Consider the following 14643-nt stretch of genomic DNA (forward strand, 5'->3'; position numbering starts at 1 on the left):
CGGCCGAGCCGGGGCGGGGCCGGTCGAGCGGCCCCGCCCCGCACCCAGGCCCGCCGACACCGGGCTCAGCGGATCAGTCGGAGACCGCCGTGACCGCCGACCCACCCGGTCCGGGACGCATGGCCTCTCCAACCCACCCCTCGTCGCGTTGGTCACCACTCGCCCGAGCATGCGCCCGCCATGCCATGCCTCGGGGCGGTGACGGGGCGAGTGGCGGACGTCCGCCGTCGTCGGCCAGTGCGAAGGGGCGGAGCGGGAAGCCAGGAGCCGTGCCGCCCCTCCGACTCACCGTGTCGAGGGACCGACCTGGTACGAGCGGATTACCGCCTGCTCCACGGAATTGCCCTCGGAGTCCGCTGCCCTGGCCCGCAGTGACACGAAGCCCTCCGCCGGGTGCACCACCGAGACCACGCCGTCGACGACCTCCAGCGGCTCCCAGGTCTCCCCGTCGTCCACCGAGTACTCGACCGCCAGCTCGGCGATCCCACCGGCGGTGTCCTCGACCGTCACGGCAAACGCGTGCTCCCCGTTCCCAGGCAGGACCCCGAGCGGATCGTCGACGGTCGCGACCGAGGTGAACCGGACCCCCATCAGGGGCAGACCGGTTGGTCCCTCGGTCCCCGGGTTCTCACTGCGGAAGGTCCACCGGGCCCGCGCCGAGGTGCCCAGCATCGACCACTCCACGTTCCTCGTGGCCGTGGCCTCCAGCGTGTACATCCCGGGCTCGCTCGGGACCGGAGCGCGCAGGAAGCCGTACTCGTCGCTGGAGGCGAGCACCCCCTGCTCGTCGGAGAGGGTCAGCTCACCGGCGAACACGTCGGCAGAGCCGTACCCGTAGTACTGGTCGGTGTCGGAGGTGACGAAGTACCGGGGCGAGAACGTCAGGTCGTCACCGGTGCGCCGTCCCTCCCCGAGGATCGTCACCGGAGCGGTGTTCCACCTGATCGACGCCGCTCCCGCCGCATACACCGAGACCCGACCGGTCTCCTCGTAGTTCTCGCCGAGGTCGTCCTGGAACCCAAGGTATTCGCGCCACTCGACGTCGTCGGTGACCGAGTGGTAGTCGGTGCCCGAGCCGGGCACGTCGACCGGAAGGCCGAACCCGAACAGGGACCAGTCGTCCACCAGCTGCCCCACCACCGTCCTGAGCCCGGCGGCGGCCACTCCCTGCGCCTGGTAGCGCGAGGTCACCTCGGCCAGCTCCTCGTCCCGAGGCGCCAGCACGGGCTCGGCCGGGATCTCGTCGACGAACTGGGTGGCCAGGTGGTATCGGTACTCGTCCTCGGAGGAGGACACCAGCGTCGGCTTGTAGTTCAGGGCGAACGAACCACGGGCCGGGACCGCGTACTTCTGCTTGGTGCCGAACCCGAGGGCGCCCAGGCTGGACTGCCGATCCTCGCTGAGCAGGGCGCTGTCGTGGTACCGCAGCTCCGAGGGGCGTTCCGTGCGCACCTCGATGGGGACCGCCGGGGTGGCGTCGACGGTGACCCGGGCATCCGAGGTCAGCTGGACCGCCCGCTCGACGACGTAGGTGTATTCGTCGGAGGTGTCGTCACCGATCCGGGCGAGGAGGTTGTAGGTGCCGCCGGGCAGGCGGACGGCGTAGTCCCCGTTCCCGTCCGCCTCCAGGTAGTAGGAGTACCCGGTGTCGGCGTCCTCCACCAGCAGCGCGGCCCGCGACGTGGACCGCCCGTCCCGGTCGAGGACGTCCACCCCCAGGTCGTAGCTCTCCGGCTCGAGGTGCAGGCCGACCGGGGTCGAGACCGCCACGCCGCCCTCGGCGGTGGCGCGCAGCGTCCCACTGAGGTAGCCGGTGGTGCCGTGGGCGACGTCGACCGTCACGGTTGCTCCGGCGGCTCCGCCGGCCGGGACCAGCAGGTCGCTCACCGACAGCTCGACGAGGTCGGCGGGTACCGCCTCGCCGTCCTCGGTCACCAGGTCGACAGCCAGGTCGAGGATGAGGTCCTCCTCCCCGGTGTTGCGGTAGGTGACCGTGCCGGCCGCCGGCTCCTCACCGTCCCTCGGCCACGTGAAGTTCCCCAGGGACAGCGACGACGGCTCCGCCACCACCGACTGCCGCATCGCACGGGCCACATCCAGCCGGCCCGCGCCCTGACCGCTCACCGGTACCCCCGCCAGCGGTTCGGCGGCGGCCATCAACGCGGCGCGAAACTCCCGGGCCCGCCACTCGGGGTTCGCCTCGGCCAACAACGCGACCGCCCCGGCCACGTGTGGAGACGCCATCGACGTCCCGTCCGCCGAGGTGTGGTGCTCGTCCACCAGCGACCCCATCGCGGTACCCGCCGCCCGCGCGGACACGATCCCCGAACCCGGTGCCGCGATCTCCGGCTTCACCGCCCAGTCCCCGACCCGAGGACCCCGGCTGGAGAAGTCGCTGAGCTCGTCGGACTTCGTCACGCTGCCCACGGCCAGCGCCGCGTCCGCCGCCGCCGGCGAGCTGACGGTCATGTCCCAGCCATCGTTGCCGGCCGCGGCGACGAACAAGGTGCCCGTGTCCTCGGTGAGGGTGTCGACCGCTACCGACATCGGGTCGGTGCCGTCGGTGGGCCCGATGCCCAGGCTCAGGTTCACCGCGACCGCGTCGCCGGCGGCCGCCCACTCCATGCCCGCGATGATCGCGTCCTCCGGGCAGTACCCGGAGTCGTCGCAGACCTTGCCGACGACGAGGTCCGCGTCCGGCGCGACACCTCGGTGCGCCCCGTCCGAGGCGGCACCCCGCCCAGCCACGGTGGCGGCGACGTGGGTGCCGTGCCCGAAGCCGTCCGCCGCCGTGCCAGCCGGGTCGGTGAAGTCCACGGCCTCCACCACCGCGTCGACCAGGTCGGGATGGTCCGGGTCGTACCCGCCGTCGAGGACGGCGACCGTCACTCCGGCACCGGTGTAGCCGGCCTCCCACACCTCCGGCGCCCCCACCTGGGCGTTGCTCTCCTCGTCCAGCACCCGCGCCCGACCGTTGAGCCAGACCCGGTCGACGCCGCCGGAGAACGCCCTCGGTTCGGTGGCGTCGTTGGTGAGCTCGGCCCACACCACGTCGGCGGAGTCCTCACCGGGGTGAACCGCCACCGCGTTGACGCTGGTCAACACCCGTCCGGTGCTCGCCTCCCCCGAGAACACCGACACCCCCGCCCCCGGGTCGTTTCCCCGCTGGTAGGCGACGATCAGTGGCAGCGGTCCGGCATCGCCGAACCCCTGTTCCAGCAGGCCGTGGACGTCGAACAACCGCTGGTCCAGCACTCCGGTCCGCACCAGGCGCTCCGCGTCGGACGGCACGATCGTCGTCCGGCCGCCCACGGTGCGGTGCAGGAACTGGACGTGCTCGCGGCCCGGCGCTGGTCGCACCGTCGTCGCCAGCCGTCCGCCGCCGAGCTGGCGGACGTGCAGGTGGTCCCCGGTGACGAGGGTCAACGTCTCGAAGGTTCCCGGTGCCTCCGCCCGGACGCCGAGGTCCGGGGTTCCGGCGGTGGCGGTGGTCGCACCACCCAGGGCCAGCCCCGCCGTGAGCAGCAGGGCGCTCCCCGCCGCTCTTCGTCGTCGTGCTCCCATGAACTCCCACTTCCTGTCGTTGCCGCGCCGGCCGATGAGGACCAGCGGAACGCTCCTCCACCCTTGTTCGAGGGAGGAACAGAAACATCCACAGTAGACAGAACTGTGGTCGCTCCGGCAGAACAGGACGACGGTGACCGGCGGCGGCCGATCAGACGAAAAGCGCAGGGGATTCGCCACCGCCCCAGGCGAACGCATGACCGCGCGGCGGTTCCCCGCCTCCCCACCGCCGGCTGCCGGTCAGGCGACGCCCGCCCGGCCACGCGCGGCTGGCCCGGAGTTCCGGCCCCGGCCCCTCGACGTCCACCGCCAGGAAGCGGCGACGCCCCACCACACCGGCGAATGCGTACTGGGGACCTCGGGCAAGGGGCCGCCAGCCACTCCAGCCGCCACGCACCAGCGGCGGAAACCGGCGGGCGCCAGGAGCCCCACGGCGGAGCGGGCGATCGGCACCGCCTGGCACGCGCGGGCGAGGAGGACCAGCCTCTCGGCACGCGACCACGCGCCGCAGGCGGCGGAAGGGAACGGGACGAGTCCTGGCAGGCCCGGGCCGGGGAACGCTGCCCGCCGGAACGGGAGCCTCGCGCGTTCGGGGCATCGTCGGTGCGGCCCGGAGCGGATCCCGGAGTGGGCAGGACCGCCGCCGGAGGGGGCGAGGACCGCGGCCGTTCGGAGGAGGAACGTCGGGAGCGAGCCGAAGTGGACCCGTTCGCGACGTGCGGACCGAAGCCACCCCCGGCACGGGTCGGGGGCGGAGCCGGCACCCGGCACCGCCCCCGACGACCTCGCTCAGCGGAACAGCCTGCGCAGCAACGCGAACGCGATCAGAGCACCGATCGCCATCAACGAGTACTTCACCCGAGGGTCCGCCAGCCTCTCCCGGGCACTGGCCTTCCCAGACTCGATGAACCGCTGCGGGTTCGCCTTGCTACCCAGCTCGTCGAGCGTTCCGGCCAACGCGGTACGAGCGTCTTCGATCTCCCGCTCGATCTCGTCGGGGTCGCGAGCCACGTTTCCTCCTCACAGCAGTGCGGACCAGGAACTCGTGCACGACCGGCACGACCGGACCGGCCGGGCGACCACCCGACGCGGCCAGCAGCGATCCTGTTTCCGACACCGTAGAGGACGCCAGTCGGGCGAGCGAACGCGCGGCGGGTGCCGGTCACGGGCACCCCGCGCGGGCGGGGACGACGGGAACGTGGTCTCGCTGACACAATCGCGCCCCCTCGTCTCACGAGAGTGATCTTTCCGTTACCCTGTGGTCCGCGTCGGAACGGCGCGCGGGGGCCGTAGCCCAATTGGCAGAGGCACACGGTTTAGGTCCGTGCCAGTGTGGGTTCGAGTCCCACCGGCCCCACAAACACCCCGAACTCCGAATCCGGTCAGTGGGACGTGGGTCCCTGGTTCACGGAGCGAGTAGCGGTTCCTCCTGGTAGGCGCGGTGCAGCAGCTCCAGGAGGCGCGGGGCTGACGGGAGCGGCACCTCTCCGATGCGGTCCACCGCCACTCCCGGAGTCCACGAGTTCATCACGACGGCCCCGGACAGCGCGGGCAGGTCGTCCAGCCGCACCTGCTGGCTCCGCTGGGGGATGCCCAACCGGTCCAGGCCCCTGCGCACGATCCCCATCGTGGTCCCACCCAGCACGTGGGCCTCCGGCCACACCACCGCCTCACCGTCCCAGAAGGCCACGTTCCAGATCGTGGCCTCGCTGAGCCGGCTCCGGCGGTCGACGAAGACGGCATCGTCGAAACCCCGCGCGACGGCCTGTCGGAGGAAGTACGTCTTGGCGACCTCACCGACGTGCTTGACGGCGGGAAGGACCCGTTCGTGATCGACGGCCATCAGCGCCAGCGGCCCGATGGGGCCGGTCGCGGGTGGGGCGGTCCGAACCAGCACCTCCAACTCCGCACCAGCACCGCCGGCGGTGAACTCGCCCGCCGGCGAGTACACCGTGGCCGTCAGCGAGAGGTCATCAGGCCCCGCCGCGAGCGCGGCGCGCAGCAGGGACCGCACCCGTTCCTCGGGCAGCGCCCGCCCGAACAGCTCCTCCGAAGCGGTCCGCAACCGATCGAGGTGCAGATCCAGACCACGCACCCGACCGCCACGTACCTGCATGGCGGTGAAATGGGCGTAGCCGGAGAAAGCGAGTGGGGCCAACTCATCGGCGGTGGCCGTCCGACCATCGCGCTGCACGACGTGAAAGGACATGGGAGGACCGTAGGATCTGCCGTCCACGTGAGGTTCAAGCGCGTATGAGGGAGATCACGTGCGGATCGGTGACCTGACGCGGCTGAGCGGAGTGAGCCCACGACTGCTGCGCTACTACGAGGAACGTGGACTCCTGACCTCGCACCGCGTGGGGCACGGACACCGGTGGTACGCCGACGACGCCCCGATCGTCGTTCATGACATCAGGGCGCTGCTCGGCGCTGGCCTGACCACGAGCGCCATCCGGGAGGTGCTGCCCTGCGCCGGGGCCGGGCCCGGCACTGGAGCGCTGTGCGGCGCCGATGTCGCGCGAACGGCTCCGGGACATCGACGACCGGCTCACCACCCCGCGACACGCGCGGACCGCACTCGCCGACCTGCTCGCCGCCACGGAGGACGCCAGCGAGGACGCCAGCGACGAACGACCGGTGGCCCCGCCCAGGGGGATCGGACCAGGCTGAACCGCGAACACCGACAGCGGAGGCGATTCCCCCTCGGTGCGCGAGCGCTGGTCGCGATCCCTCCCGGCGGAGCGCGGCGTCAGCCGAGGATGTCGAGGAAGTCGAGGACGTGGCCCGCGATGATGTCGGGAGACTCCAGGACCATGGCGTGGCTGGCCGCGACGTGCTCGACCCGCACCCGGGGGTTGGTCCGCGCCACGGAGTCGAGGTCCCGTTCGACACCTCGCCGCCACGCGGCGAGCAGGTCGGCGTACCGGTCGGCCTCGGGCAGGTCGCGGGTCGCCGTGAGGACCAGCACCGGGCACCGGGCGGCGGCGAGCGGCTCGGTGAGGTCGAGGGCGGCCATCCACGTGCGGAAGGCCGCCACCGTCCCGGGATCAGGGCGTGCCACCGTCAGCCCGTCCCGGACGGCCAGGCCACGGTCGAAGGCCTCGACGGCCCTGTCCCCGCCGGCGGTCCGGTGCTGGGCGCGGGCGACCTCGACCGCCTCCGGCTGGAGCGGCTCGGCGAGCGCCGCCGCCTGTGCCGCGAAGTCGGCGCTGAGCTCGGCCAGGCGCGCCGCCAGCTCGTCCGGGTCGATCCCCAGGTAGTGCCGTTCCTCGGTCTCGACCCCCCGGAAGCCGTCGATGTTCACCGCCCCGGCCGCCTCCGGGTGGTGGCCGGCCCAGAGCGTGGCGACGGCACCGCCGAGCGAGTGGCCCACGACGACCGGGCGCTCGGCGCCGAGGTCGGCCACGACCCGGTCGACGTCGTCCACGAGGGCCTCCCAGTCCCAGGCGCCGTCACCGGAACGGCCGTGGCAACGCAGGTCGCAGGCGACGACCCGGTGGCGGCTGGTCAACAGTGGGACGAACGCCTCCCAGTTGAGCGCGTTCCCGCCGAATCCGTGCAGCACCACGATGTCGCGGCCGGTCCGCTGGCCGCCGTGGTCCCGCACCACGAGCCTCGGTGATCCCTCGACGTGTCGTTCCTCGACCATCGTCCGCTCCTCCACCCTTGTCAACTACTTGACGGAACTCGTCAAGTAGTTGACGAGAACGTAGAATACTTGTCGCCGGCCGTCAAGTAGTTGGGCTGGCGGCCCAGCCGCGGCGCGAGCGGCGGGATCCCATCGTGGACGGAGGCGTGGTTGACCCTGGAGAACGCGCTGCGGGACCAGCTCGTCGCGCTGGTCGACGCCCGGTGCGTGGATCCGCTGGAGATCCTCCTCGAGGACGCGGACACCGCCGACGCGCTGCGACACCGGGTGCGGGAACGGGCCCCGGCCTGGGCACGGGCGATGGTCGCTGGCGACGACGCGGAAGCCATCCTCGCCATCACCCGCGTGATCGCCACCCTGTACCCCGGCGACGGCCCCTTCGACCCACCGGCGGACTGGTGGCGCACCCCGTTGGGGACGATCACCGCCCGCCGGGTGGGACACCCCAGCGCCCACGCCCTCTCCTACCCCGTCGCGGGCGCCATGCTCGGCATCAGCAGGCAGGGCGTGCACGACCTGGTGAACCGGGGCAAACTCGAGCGCCACCCCGACGGCGGTGTCACCGCCTCCTCGGTGCGCGACCGGTCGCGGGCCAACGCCCTCCCGCAAGCGCCACACCACCCGGGGAGCGGCGCGGACCGGAGCTGACCGGCCGAGTAGGTGTCGGCACGGGGAGACGGGCACCAGCCACGGGCATCCCGAGCCGCGCCCGGACGCCTTACCGGTTCAGCTGGTGGGAGACGCCAGGCGGGGGAAGAGGCGCACGGCGTTGTCCTCGAAGACGGCCCGGCGCAGTTCCCCGTCGAGCAGCGGGGTCTCGGCGAGGCGGTCCGCGAGCTCCCGGCCCAACGCGGCGGGGAAGAACGGGTAGTCACTCCCGTAGTGCAGCCGGTCCGGGTCGGCCAGCGAGAGCAGCGCACCCAACAGCTCGGGCACCGGGGCGCCGGCGAGGTCGAAGTGCAGTCGACGCATCGCGGCCCGCAGGCTCGGCGTGCTGCGCCCCTTCGGCACGGCCAACATCGGGACCAGCAGGTCCACCCGGTTCGCCAGCACCGGGAGCACCGCACCCGCGTGGGAGACGACCACCCGCAGGTCGGGGTGCCGCTCCAACACCCCGGACAACACCAGGTCCACCACCGATCTCGTGGTGTCGAAGGGGAACTCCAGCGCGGGTTGCGGGTAGCCCAGCGCCAGGTGCTCGGCGACGAAGGGCATCGCCGGGTGGACGAAGACGACCGAGCCCCGGGCCGCCACCTCGGCGTAGACGGGTTCGAGCCGCTCGTCCCCCAGGTAGAGACCGTGGTGGTTGCTCTGGAGGATCACCCCGTCGGCACCCAGGACGTCGAACGCGTGGCGCAGCTCGGCGACCGCCGGCTCCACCTCGGGTAGCGGCAGGGAGGCGAAGAACCCGAACCTGCCCGGATGCTCGCGGACCAGCCGGGCTCCCTCCTCGTTGACCCGGCGGGCGAGGTCGACCGCGCGGTCGGCGTCCCCGAAGTGGACTCCCGGGGTGGAGACGGACAGCATCGCCGTGCGCACGCCCAGCCGGTCCATCGTGCGCAACGCGAGCTGTTCGTCCCACTCCGGGAGCGAGGAGATGGCGGCCCGCCGCCCATGACCGGACTCGGCGAGCGCCTCCCGGTAGAAGTCCGGCAGGTAGTGCGCGTGCAGGTCGATTCTGCCGCCGGACATTCACGCTCCTCGTGTCGACGGGCCGGGCGCGGCGAGCCGCACCGCTTGCTGGACTATAGGCCGGCGGCGCGTCGAACGAGTGACACGAGGGATGCCGTGGACGGTCACGCGAGGCGGGCGGCGCGTGGGCGCGGCACGTCCGACCGGTCCCCACCGGGCTCCGCGTCCGGCGGAGGGGCGGACCCCCAGCACGGCGAGGCAGCTCCTCCCCCGGACGGCGACGCGGCGAGGCCCGCCCGGAGCACCGGACGGACCTCGTCGACGTGCGTGTGGTGGGTGGGCTGACCGATCCGCGTTCCACGGGAACGGCCGGCCGCCGGATCAGCAGTACAGGTTCCCGCCCGGCGTGGTGCCGAGGATCTGCGTGAAGCGCTGGTAGGTGTCGACCCGGCTCTGCACCTGGCCGGGGTTGGCGCCGTCGCACTCCAGCGCCCCGTTGATGCTGCGGATGGTCTCGCCGAAACCGTGGCCGTTGACGATGGCGTGGTGCGGGGTCATCGTGCCGGGACCGCTCTGGGTGTTCCAGTACCAGAGCGCCGTCCGCCAGGCCACCGACGCGTCGTTCTGCACCAGCCAGGGGTTACCGAGCAGGTCGAGCCCCAGGGCGTCGCCGGCCGCCTTGTAGTTGAAGTTCCAGCTCAGCTGGATCGGACCCCGCCCGTAGTAGGCGGCCTGCCCGGCCGGGCAACCGTAGGGCTGACTCCAGTCGCAGTAGTGCGGGTAGTTCGCCTCGTTCTGCTCGACGATGTGCACGAGCCCACCGGTCTCGTGGCTGGCGTTGGCCAGGAACGCGGCGGCCTCCCGCCGCCGGGTCGTCTCGTCCCCGGTGTTCGTGAAGCCGGGGTAGGAGCTGAGCGCGGCGGTCAGCCCCTGGTACGTGTAGAAGGGGTTCCGGTTGGGGAACATCTGGTTGAACTGGGCCTCGCTCACCACGAAGCCCTGCGGCGCGGCCGGTTCGGCCGTCGCCGTGCTCGTCGTCATCGGTGCGGACACCAGCAGGGCACTCACCGCCGCCACGGTGGCGACTGCCTTCACCAGGCGTGTGATGGACACGTGATCGCTCCTTCGTCCAGCGCGAAGCGCACCGGGGAACTGGGAACGCGCACGAACGCGGGCAGGGGGCGGCCGCTTCGCTTGGGGGATCGGATGGGATCGCCCCTCACTGAACCGGGTTGGTCTGAACCAGTCAATGGAGCGAACGAGTGTCAACCGGACGTCTGAGCGGAGGCGCCCTCCTGGGCCGTCCGGCCCTCGACCGGATGAACCGCGAGTCCGGACCCGCCCCGGACAGGGGGCCACGAACGGCGCACCCGCGCTCGGCGAACCGGCATCGCTCCCCCGGGCCAGCGTGATCCGTCTCCGCGTCCGAGCCGCCGGCGAGCGGCTACCGGGAACGCGGTCCTCGCCTCCGCCGCCCGACATCCTCCCGGCGCCGGAGGGCACGGCCGTAGAGCCACATGGTGTGCCGGGTCCCGCCGGCGCGGGCGTGCGCGCGTCGCACCACGAAGGTGACCAGCCCGGCCCACTCCCCCGTCGTCGTGCGCTCCCAGGCGACCAGCTCCCCGGGCACCTCCGACGCCAGGTCCAGCCCCTCGGGCACGGGCGGACGACCGGAGGTCGGCTGGTTCAGGGCCGCGCCGAGGGACACCCAGACCGGCTGGGCGGGCCGCACGGCACGGTAGGTGTCCCGGGACCACCCGGGAACCGGCGAGCCATCACGTTCGAACACGCGTTCGATACTCTCCCGTGCCGCCGCCCCACCGCAAACCTGGGGAGGAACGTCACCCCGGCAGGAACGAGGCAGCCCGGGAACGGACGCGCCCAGCCCCACCACACTTCCCCGAGCCCCAGGTCACGACCGGACACGGCGCCCGGCCGCCAGCCCCACCCCCAGGGCACGAGGGGCCAAGCCGGGGAACCGAGCGCACCACCCCGGCGCGCGGACACGTCCGACCCGACCGATCCGGTCACCCAGCGCGGTATCCCAGCGGGACGAGCACACCCAACACCCACCCGTCCGGCGGTTCACGGGAAGAACAGGCACCTCCCTCCTGTCGTGGAATACGGGCGGCCCCTGCGCCAATCCCGCCGCGGCGTTCGGGGCCGCACCACGCACCCCCGGAAGAAGTATTCACCAGGAGCCTGTTCGGAGTATGACTCGAATCATGGCGGACGCGGTTGCGGACGACAATCCCGCCCTTATACCTTCCCGAAGCCACGATGGTGGGGAGATTCATGAGGCGGTGGGAACCAGCCGTTCCACCCACCGTCGCCGGAGTTTCCGCGACCTGGACGGAAGGATCCCCCTGAGCGTCACCGCAGGCCACAGCAACCAACCACAGCCCTGTCGCCTTTCGGGGACGTTTGTCGCGAGGGAAGCACCGCTGCCCGATGTTCCCGTGCCCCGACTCGAACAGGAACGGTTGAGATCAGGCACCCCACCTCCCACACCGGGATGCGATGACGGCGACGAACGCCGACAGTGGAACCAGGAAACACCGGAATTCCTCAGCCGGCACCCGCGACTACGCTGATTCGCGGAACGAGCTGCCACGGGCACTTCACCCCGAAGTCGAGGAATCACGCCCCCACCCCCGGAAAACCCGATCCCGTTGAGGATGGCGACCGTGCCGAACGCACCCTTGGTGAAGGCCCTCGGGCTACGACGACAACGCGGCAGGACCACGGTCCTCCACGACATCGACTTCTCGGTCGGTGCCGGGGTGACCTGCCTCCTCGGCCCGAACGGGGCGGGGAAGACCACGTTGCTCGAGACGATCGTGGGCGTGCTCAGCCCCCAGGGCGGCTCGCTCCTGGTATGCGGTCAGGACGTGAGCCGCCCCTCGGGCGTGGAGGCGATCCGGGCCAGCACGGGATACCTGCCCCAGCGGTTCACCGCGCTGCCCTCCTTCTCCACCCTGGAGTTCGTCAGCTACACCGCGTGGAGCAAGGGGCTCTCCGCCCGACGGGCGCGGGAGAACGCGGCGCGGGTGCTCGGCACCGTCGGTCTCGCGGCCAGCTCGGGCACCAGGACCAGGAAACTGTCCGGCGGCATGCTGCAACGGCTGGGCATCGCCTGCGCCCTGGTGAACGAGCCGGCGCTCCTCGTCCTGGACGAGCCGACGGTCGGTCTCGACCCCGCGCAGCGAGCCTCCTTCCGCGCCCTGGTCCGCGCGGTGGGCAAGGAGACCCCGACCGTGCTCAGCACTCATCTCACCGACGACGTCGCGGCGGTGGCCGACTCGGTCCTGCTCCTCTCCGAGGGTCACGTGCGCTTCCAGGGGACGCTGGAGGAGTTCCTCGCGCCCGAGGGAGCCGACGGCTCGCGCTCGGAAGCCGTCGAAGCCGCCTACCTGCGCCGCCTCGCGATCCCCGCTGGGGGGTCGGCACATGCCTGAGGGCACGGAGCACCCGCTGTCCACCGCTGGTTCGTCCCGCGCGCGGCGCACGGCGTTCGCGCACGCCGTCCTGTTGGAGTCCCGGCGGTCCCCGGCCTGGCTGCTGGTGCCCGCCGTGGTCGGGCTCGGGCTGTTCGCGGCGTTCGCCGAGCTGACACCGGGAGTGTCGTACTGGGGCAACGCGATGGCCGCCTCGCAGGCCTCCACCATCGCGAGCGGCCCGGTGGTCAGCGGCGTCGCCGCGCTCGTCGCGAGCCGCGACCACCGGATGGGGCTCGGTTGGCTGGACGAGGTGGCGGTCCGGGGCCCGGGGTTCCGCCACGGTGCGCGACTCCTCGCCACCCTGCTCTGGGCGTGGCTCGGCCAGGGGCTGGTCCTGGCCGCCGTGTCCACCCGCATCCTCGTCGGCAACACGTGGGGCGAGCTGGAACCACTCGCGCTCCTGATCTCCCCGCTGGGTCTGTCGGCCTACGCACTGTTCGGTTATCTCGTCGGTGTCCTCCTCCCCCACGTCCTGACCGTCCCCGTCGTCGCGCTGGCCGCCTTCTCCCTCCACGCGGTCGGCTTCGCCCTCTCCCCGACGGCGGAGGCGCTCCTCCCGGCTCGGCAGCAGCTGGTCAACGTGTGGACGGCGGTGCCGGCCACCCTCCACCTCCGGTTGGTGGTCTGGTTCCTGGGGCTCGTGCTCGCGTTGCTCGCCGTCCTCGTGCTGGTGTGCCGCCTACGCGACCGCCACCGGCGTCGGCGGCCGTGGCGGCTGGCGGTCCTCGGCGCGGCGGCCGTCGTGGCGTCGCTCACCGCCATCCCGGTCCTCGCCCTGGGCGGGCGGACCACCCTCCCGGCCGAACCGCCCTTCACCCCGGTGTGCACCTGGCACGGGGAGCTGGAACTGTGCCTGCACCCGGCCTTCGACCACGCCTCGGCCGATCTCGGCGCCCGGCTCGCGGTGTTCCACGAGATGGCCGGGGACTCGCCGTTGGCCTTCGACCGGGTGGAGCACCGACCACGGGGAATGGGAGAGGCGCCGGTAGGGGAGGGCGTCGCGGTCCACCTCGACGACACCGCCGAGGGCACCCTTGTCGCCGCCGTACAGGAACTCGCGTTCAACCTGTCCGGCCTGGACGAATGCTTCCGCCCCTTCGACGAACGCGTGGAGCAGGGCGTCGAGGACCCCGACGCGGCCGCCGGCTACAACACCCTGGTGTCGACGGCGATCGCCCAACCCGGGGTCCCGGTCGCGGACGCTGGTGGGGTGTACCGGGAGGCCGCCGATTTCCTCGCCGGGTTGTCGGTCCCGGAATGGCGGGAGTGGCTGTCCCGGCACGGCGCGGCCTACCAGGGGTGTGCCCTGACCGAGGAGGCGTTCTCGCGATGAACGGCACCGACGCCTCCCGCGCCCCCGACCGTCTCGCGGAGCCGAACCCCGGCCTCCCCCGCGCGCGCCACCCCCTGCTGTCGTTCCTGATGGCGCGGAACACGGCGTGGATCGTCGGGACCGTCCTGCTCGGAGCGCTGGCCAGCGCCACCATCGGCGCGATGACCTTCGCCGTGGGTGGTTCGGTGCCGGTTCCGCTGCCGTTCGCCGTGGTGATGCCCACCCTGCTCGCCTGCGCGGTGGCCACCTGGGCCACCTCCGGGGTGCCGGCCACCGATCGCGGTGCCGTGCGTCGCCTGGCCTGGTGGACGCTCGCGCACCGACTCGGGTGCTCGGGGTTCGCCGCCCTCGCCCTGTGGTTGTCCACCCCGGAGGTGGTGGCGGACTTCGGGGGCGGGGACGCGGCGGCCGTCCTGCTGGCGTTGACCGGCCTGGCCTGGGTGCTCCAGCTGGTCCTGCCCGCTCCACTCGCGGTGCTGCCCGTGATGCTGGTCGCCGTGCCCGGGTTCGTGGGCCTGTACACACCGGCCACCGGCGGGGACACCGCGCTGGTGAACGGGCTCCTCGGGTGGTTGGTGGGCCAGGACCCCTGGGGCCACGCCTGGCTGACCTCGCTCGTCCTGTTCGGCGCCGGTCTCGCCGCCAGCTTCGCGCGCCGGGGCGTCCCGCGCCCCGCCCGCTGGTAGGGGCGCCAGCCGACCCCGGTGGCCCCGACACCGACGGTGGGTCGGGGCCGGCCCGGCCCTGGGACGACCTACCGGCGCCGTCCCCGGGACTCGCCCGTCCCGGGGACGAGCGGCTTCCCGACTTCCGCGCGGCGGCCGGGGATCCGCGAGGGGAGAGCAGGTGGTGGGTCGGACAGGCTCGCTCCCGGGAAAACGGGTACGCCCGGACTCGGGGGGCGGGGTAGCGTGCGACCGGCCCACGGCCGGGGTCCTCCCGGGCGGAACCTCGGGAAGGACGAC

Annotated in this window: 12 protein-coding genes, 1 tRNA gene and 1 pseudogene; 7 read left to right on the top strand and 7 right to left on the bottom strand. The window is 72.6% G+C overall.

All coding sequences use genetic code 11. The annotated features are described in order from the left end of the window. Positions 1 to 285: 285 nt before the first annotated feature. The gene (locus C1701_RS15645) at positions 286 to 3564 is read right to left on the bottom strand and encodes a S8 family serine peptidase (RefSeq protein ID WP_253860259.1); all 3279 of its coding nucleotides are present in this window, start codon (positions 3562 to 3564) and stop codon (positions 286 to 288) included. A 789-nt stretch (positions 3565 to 4353) separates the two neighbouring features. Continuing rightward, a complete protein-coding gene (locus C1701_RS15650; RefSeq protein ID WP_026418989.1) occupies positions 4354 to 4575 on the bottom strand; it encodes a DUF3618 domain-containing protein in 222 nt (73 codons plus the stop codon). A 272-nt stretch (positions 4576 to 4847) separates the two neighbouring features. Between C1701_RS15650 and C1701_RS15655 the strand changes: the two genes are divergently transcribed. Continuing rightward, positions 4848 to 4921, top strand: a tRNA-Leu gene (locus tag C1701_RS15655). Positions 4922 to 4969: 48 nt separating this feature from the next. Here the strand turns inward: C1701_RS15655 and C1701_RS15660 are convergent. Then, entirely contained in the window at positions 4970 to 5773 is an 804-nt protein-coding gene (locus C1701_RS15660; protein ID WP_337661723.1) for an aminotransferase class IV family protein, read from the bottom strand. A 91-nt stretch (positions 5774 to 5864) separates the two neighbouring features. On the opposite strand from C1701_RS15660, the pseudogene C1701_RS27500 reads away from it, so the two are divergent. Continuing rightward, positions 5865 to 5969: pseudogene (locus C1701_RS27500) on the top strand (MerR family DNA-binding transcriptional regulator); the annotation flags it as partial. 106 nt (positions 5970 to 6075) lie between these two features. Continuing rightward, the gene (locus C1701_RS27505; protein ID WP_337661724.1) at positions 6076 to 6234 is read left to right on the top strand and encodes a hypothetical protein; all 159 of its coding nucleotides are present in this window, start codon (positions 6076 to 6078) and stop codon (positions 6232 to 6234) included. A gap of 79 nt (positions 6235 to 6313) precedes the next feature. On the opposite strand, the gene C1701_RS15670 is transcribed toward C1701_RS27505, so the two are convergent. Then, entirely contained in the window at positions 6314 to 7213 is a 900-nt protein-coding gene (locus C1701_RS15670) for an alpha/beta fold hydrolase (RefSeq protein ID WP_103056109.1), read from the bottom strand. Positions 7214 to 7363: 150 nt separating this feature from the next. On the opposite strand from C1701_RS15670, the gene C1701_RS15675 reads away from it, so the two are divergent. Continuing rightward, a complete protein-coding gene (locus C1701_RS15675; RefSeq protein WP_103056110.1) occupies positions 7364 to 7861 on the top strand; it encodes a hypothetical protein in 498 nt (165 codons plus the stop codon). 78 nt (positions 7862 to 7939) lie between these two features. Here C1701_RS15675 and C1701_RS15680 read toward each other — a convergent pair whose 3' ends face one another. From C1701_RS15680 to C1701_RS15690, 3 genes are all read right to left on the bottom strand, one after another. Continuing rightward, positions 7940 to 8905, bottom strand: a complete 966-nt coding sequence (locus C1701_RS15680; protein ID WP_103056111.1) for an amidohydrolase family protein — start codon at positions 8903 to 8905, stop codon at positions 7940 to 7942. Between the two features lie 321 nt (positions 8906 to 9226). Beyond that, positions 9227 to 9958: a chitinase gene (locus C1701_RS15685; RefSeq protein WP_103056112.1), complete on the bottom strand. Its 732-nt coding sequence runs from the start codon at positions 9956 to 9958 to the stop codon at positions 9227 to 9229. A gap of 331 nt (positions 9959 to 10289) precedes the next feature. Beyond that, entirely contained in the window at positions 10290 to 10634 is a 345-nt protein-coding gene (locus tag C1701_RS15690; protein ID WP_103056113.1) for a hypothetical protein, read from the bottom strand. A gap of 898 nt (positions 10635 to 11532) precedes the next feature. Between C1701_RS15690 and C1701_RS15695 the strand changes: the two genes are divergently transcribed. Genes C1701_RS15695 through C1701_RS15705 form a run of 3 tightly spaced genes read left to right on the top strand, consistent with a single transcriptional unit; the run spans position 11533 to position 14364 of the window. Then, positions 11533 to 12303, top strand: a complete 771-nt coding sequence (locus C1701_RS15695; RefSeq protein WP_337661725.1) for an ABC transporter ATP-binding protein — start codon at positions 11533 to 11535, stop codon at positions 12301 to 12303. Beyond that, the gene (locus tag C1701_RS15700) at positions 12296 to 13678 is read left to right on the top strand and encodes a hypothetical protein (protein WP_026418995.1); all 1383 of its coding nucleotides are present in this window, start codon (positions 12296 to 12298) and stop codon (positions 13676 to 13678) included. The genes C1701_RS15695 and C1701_RS15700 overlap by 8 nt, the downstream gene beginning before the upstream one ends. Continuing rightward, complete coding sequence (locus C1701_RS15705; protein ID WP_026418996.1) at positions 13675 to 14364, top strand: hypothetical protein; 690 nt, start codon at positions 13675 to 13677, stop codon at positions 14362 to 14364. The genes C1701_RS15700 and C1701_RS15705 overlap by 4 nt, the downstream gene beginning before the upstream one ends. The last annotated feature ends 279 nt before the right edge of the window (positions 14365 to 14643 follow it).

Source organism: Actinoalloteichus sp. AHMU CJ021, from assembly GCF_002895405.1.
Lineage (GTDB): Bacteria > Actinomycetota > Actinomycetes > Mycobacteriales > Pseudonocardiaceae > Actinoalloteichus_B > Actinoalloteichus_B caeruleus.

What these genes read in the sequence shown, in the direction of transcription:
- C1701_RS15645 (WP_253860259.1), bottom strand. Translation starts at nt 3,564, where the DNA reads ATGGGAGCACGACGACGAAGAGCGGCGGGGAGCGCCCTGCTGCTCACG.
- C1701_RS15660 (WP_337661723.1), bottom strand. Translation starts at nt 5,773, where the DNA reads ATGTCCTTTCACGTCGTGCAGCGCGATGGTCGGACGGCCACCGCCGAT.
- C1701_RS27505 (WP_337661724.1), top strand. Translation starts at nt 6,076, where the DNA reads ATGTCGCGCGAACGGCTCCGGGACATCGACGACCGGCTCACCACCCCG.
- C1701_RS15670 (WP_103056109.1), bottom strand. Translation starts at nt 7,213, where the DNA reads ATGGTCGAGGAACGACACGTCGAGGGATCACCGAGGCTCGTGGTGCGG.
- C1701_RS15680 (WP_103056111.1), bottom strand. Translation starts at nt 8,905, where the DNA reads ATGTCCGGCGGCAGAATCGACCTGCACGCGCACTACCTGCCGGACTTC.
- C1701_RS15700 (WP_026418995.1), top strand. Translation starts at nt 12,296, where the DNA reads ATGCCTGAGGGCACGGAGCACCCGCTGTCCACCGCTGGTTCGTCCCGC.
- C1701_RS15705 (WP_026418996.1), top strand. Translation starts at nt 13,675, where the DNA reads ATGAACGGCACCGACGCCTCCCGCGCCCCCGACCGTCTCGCGGAGCCG.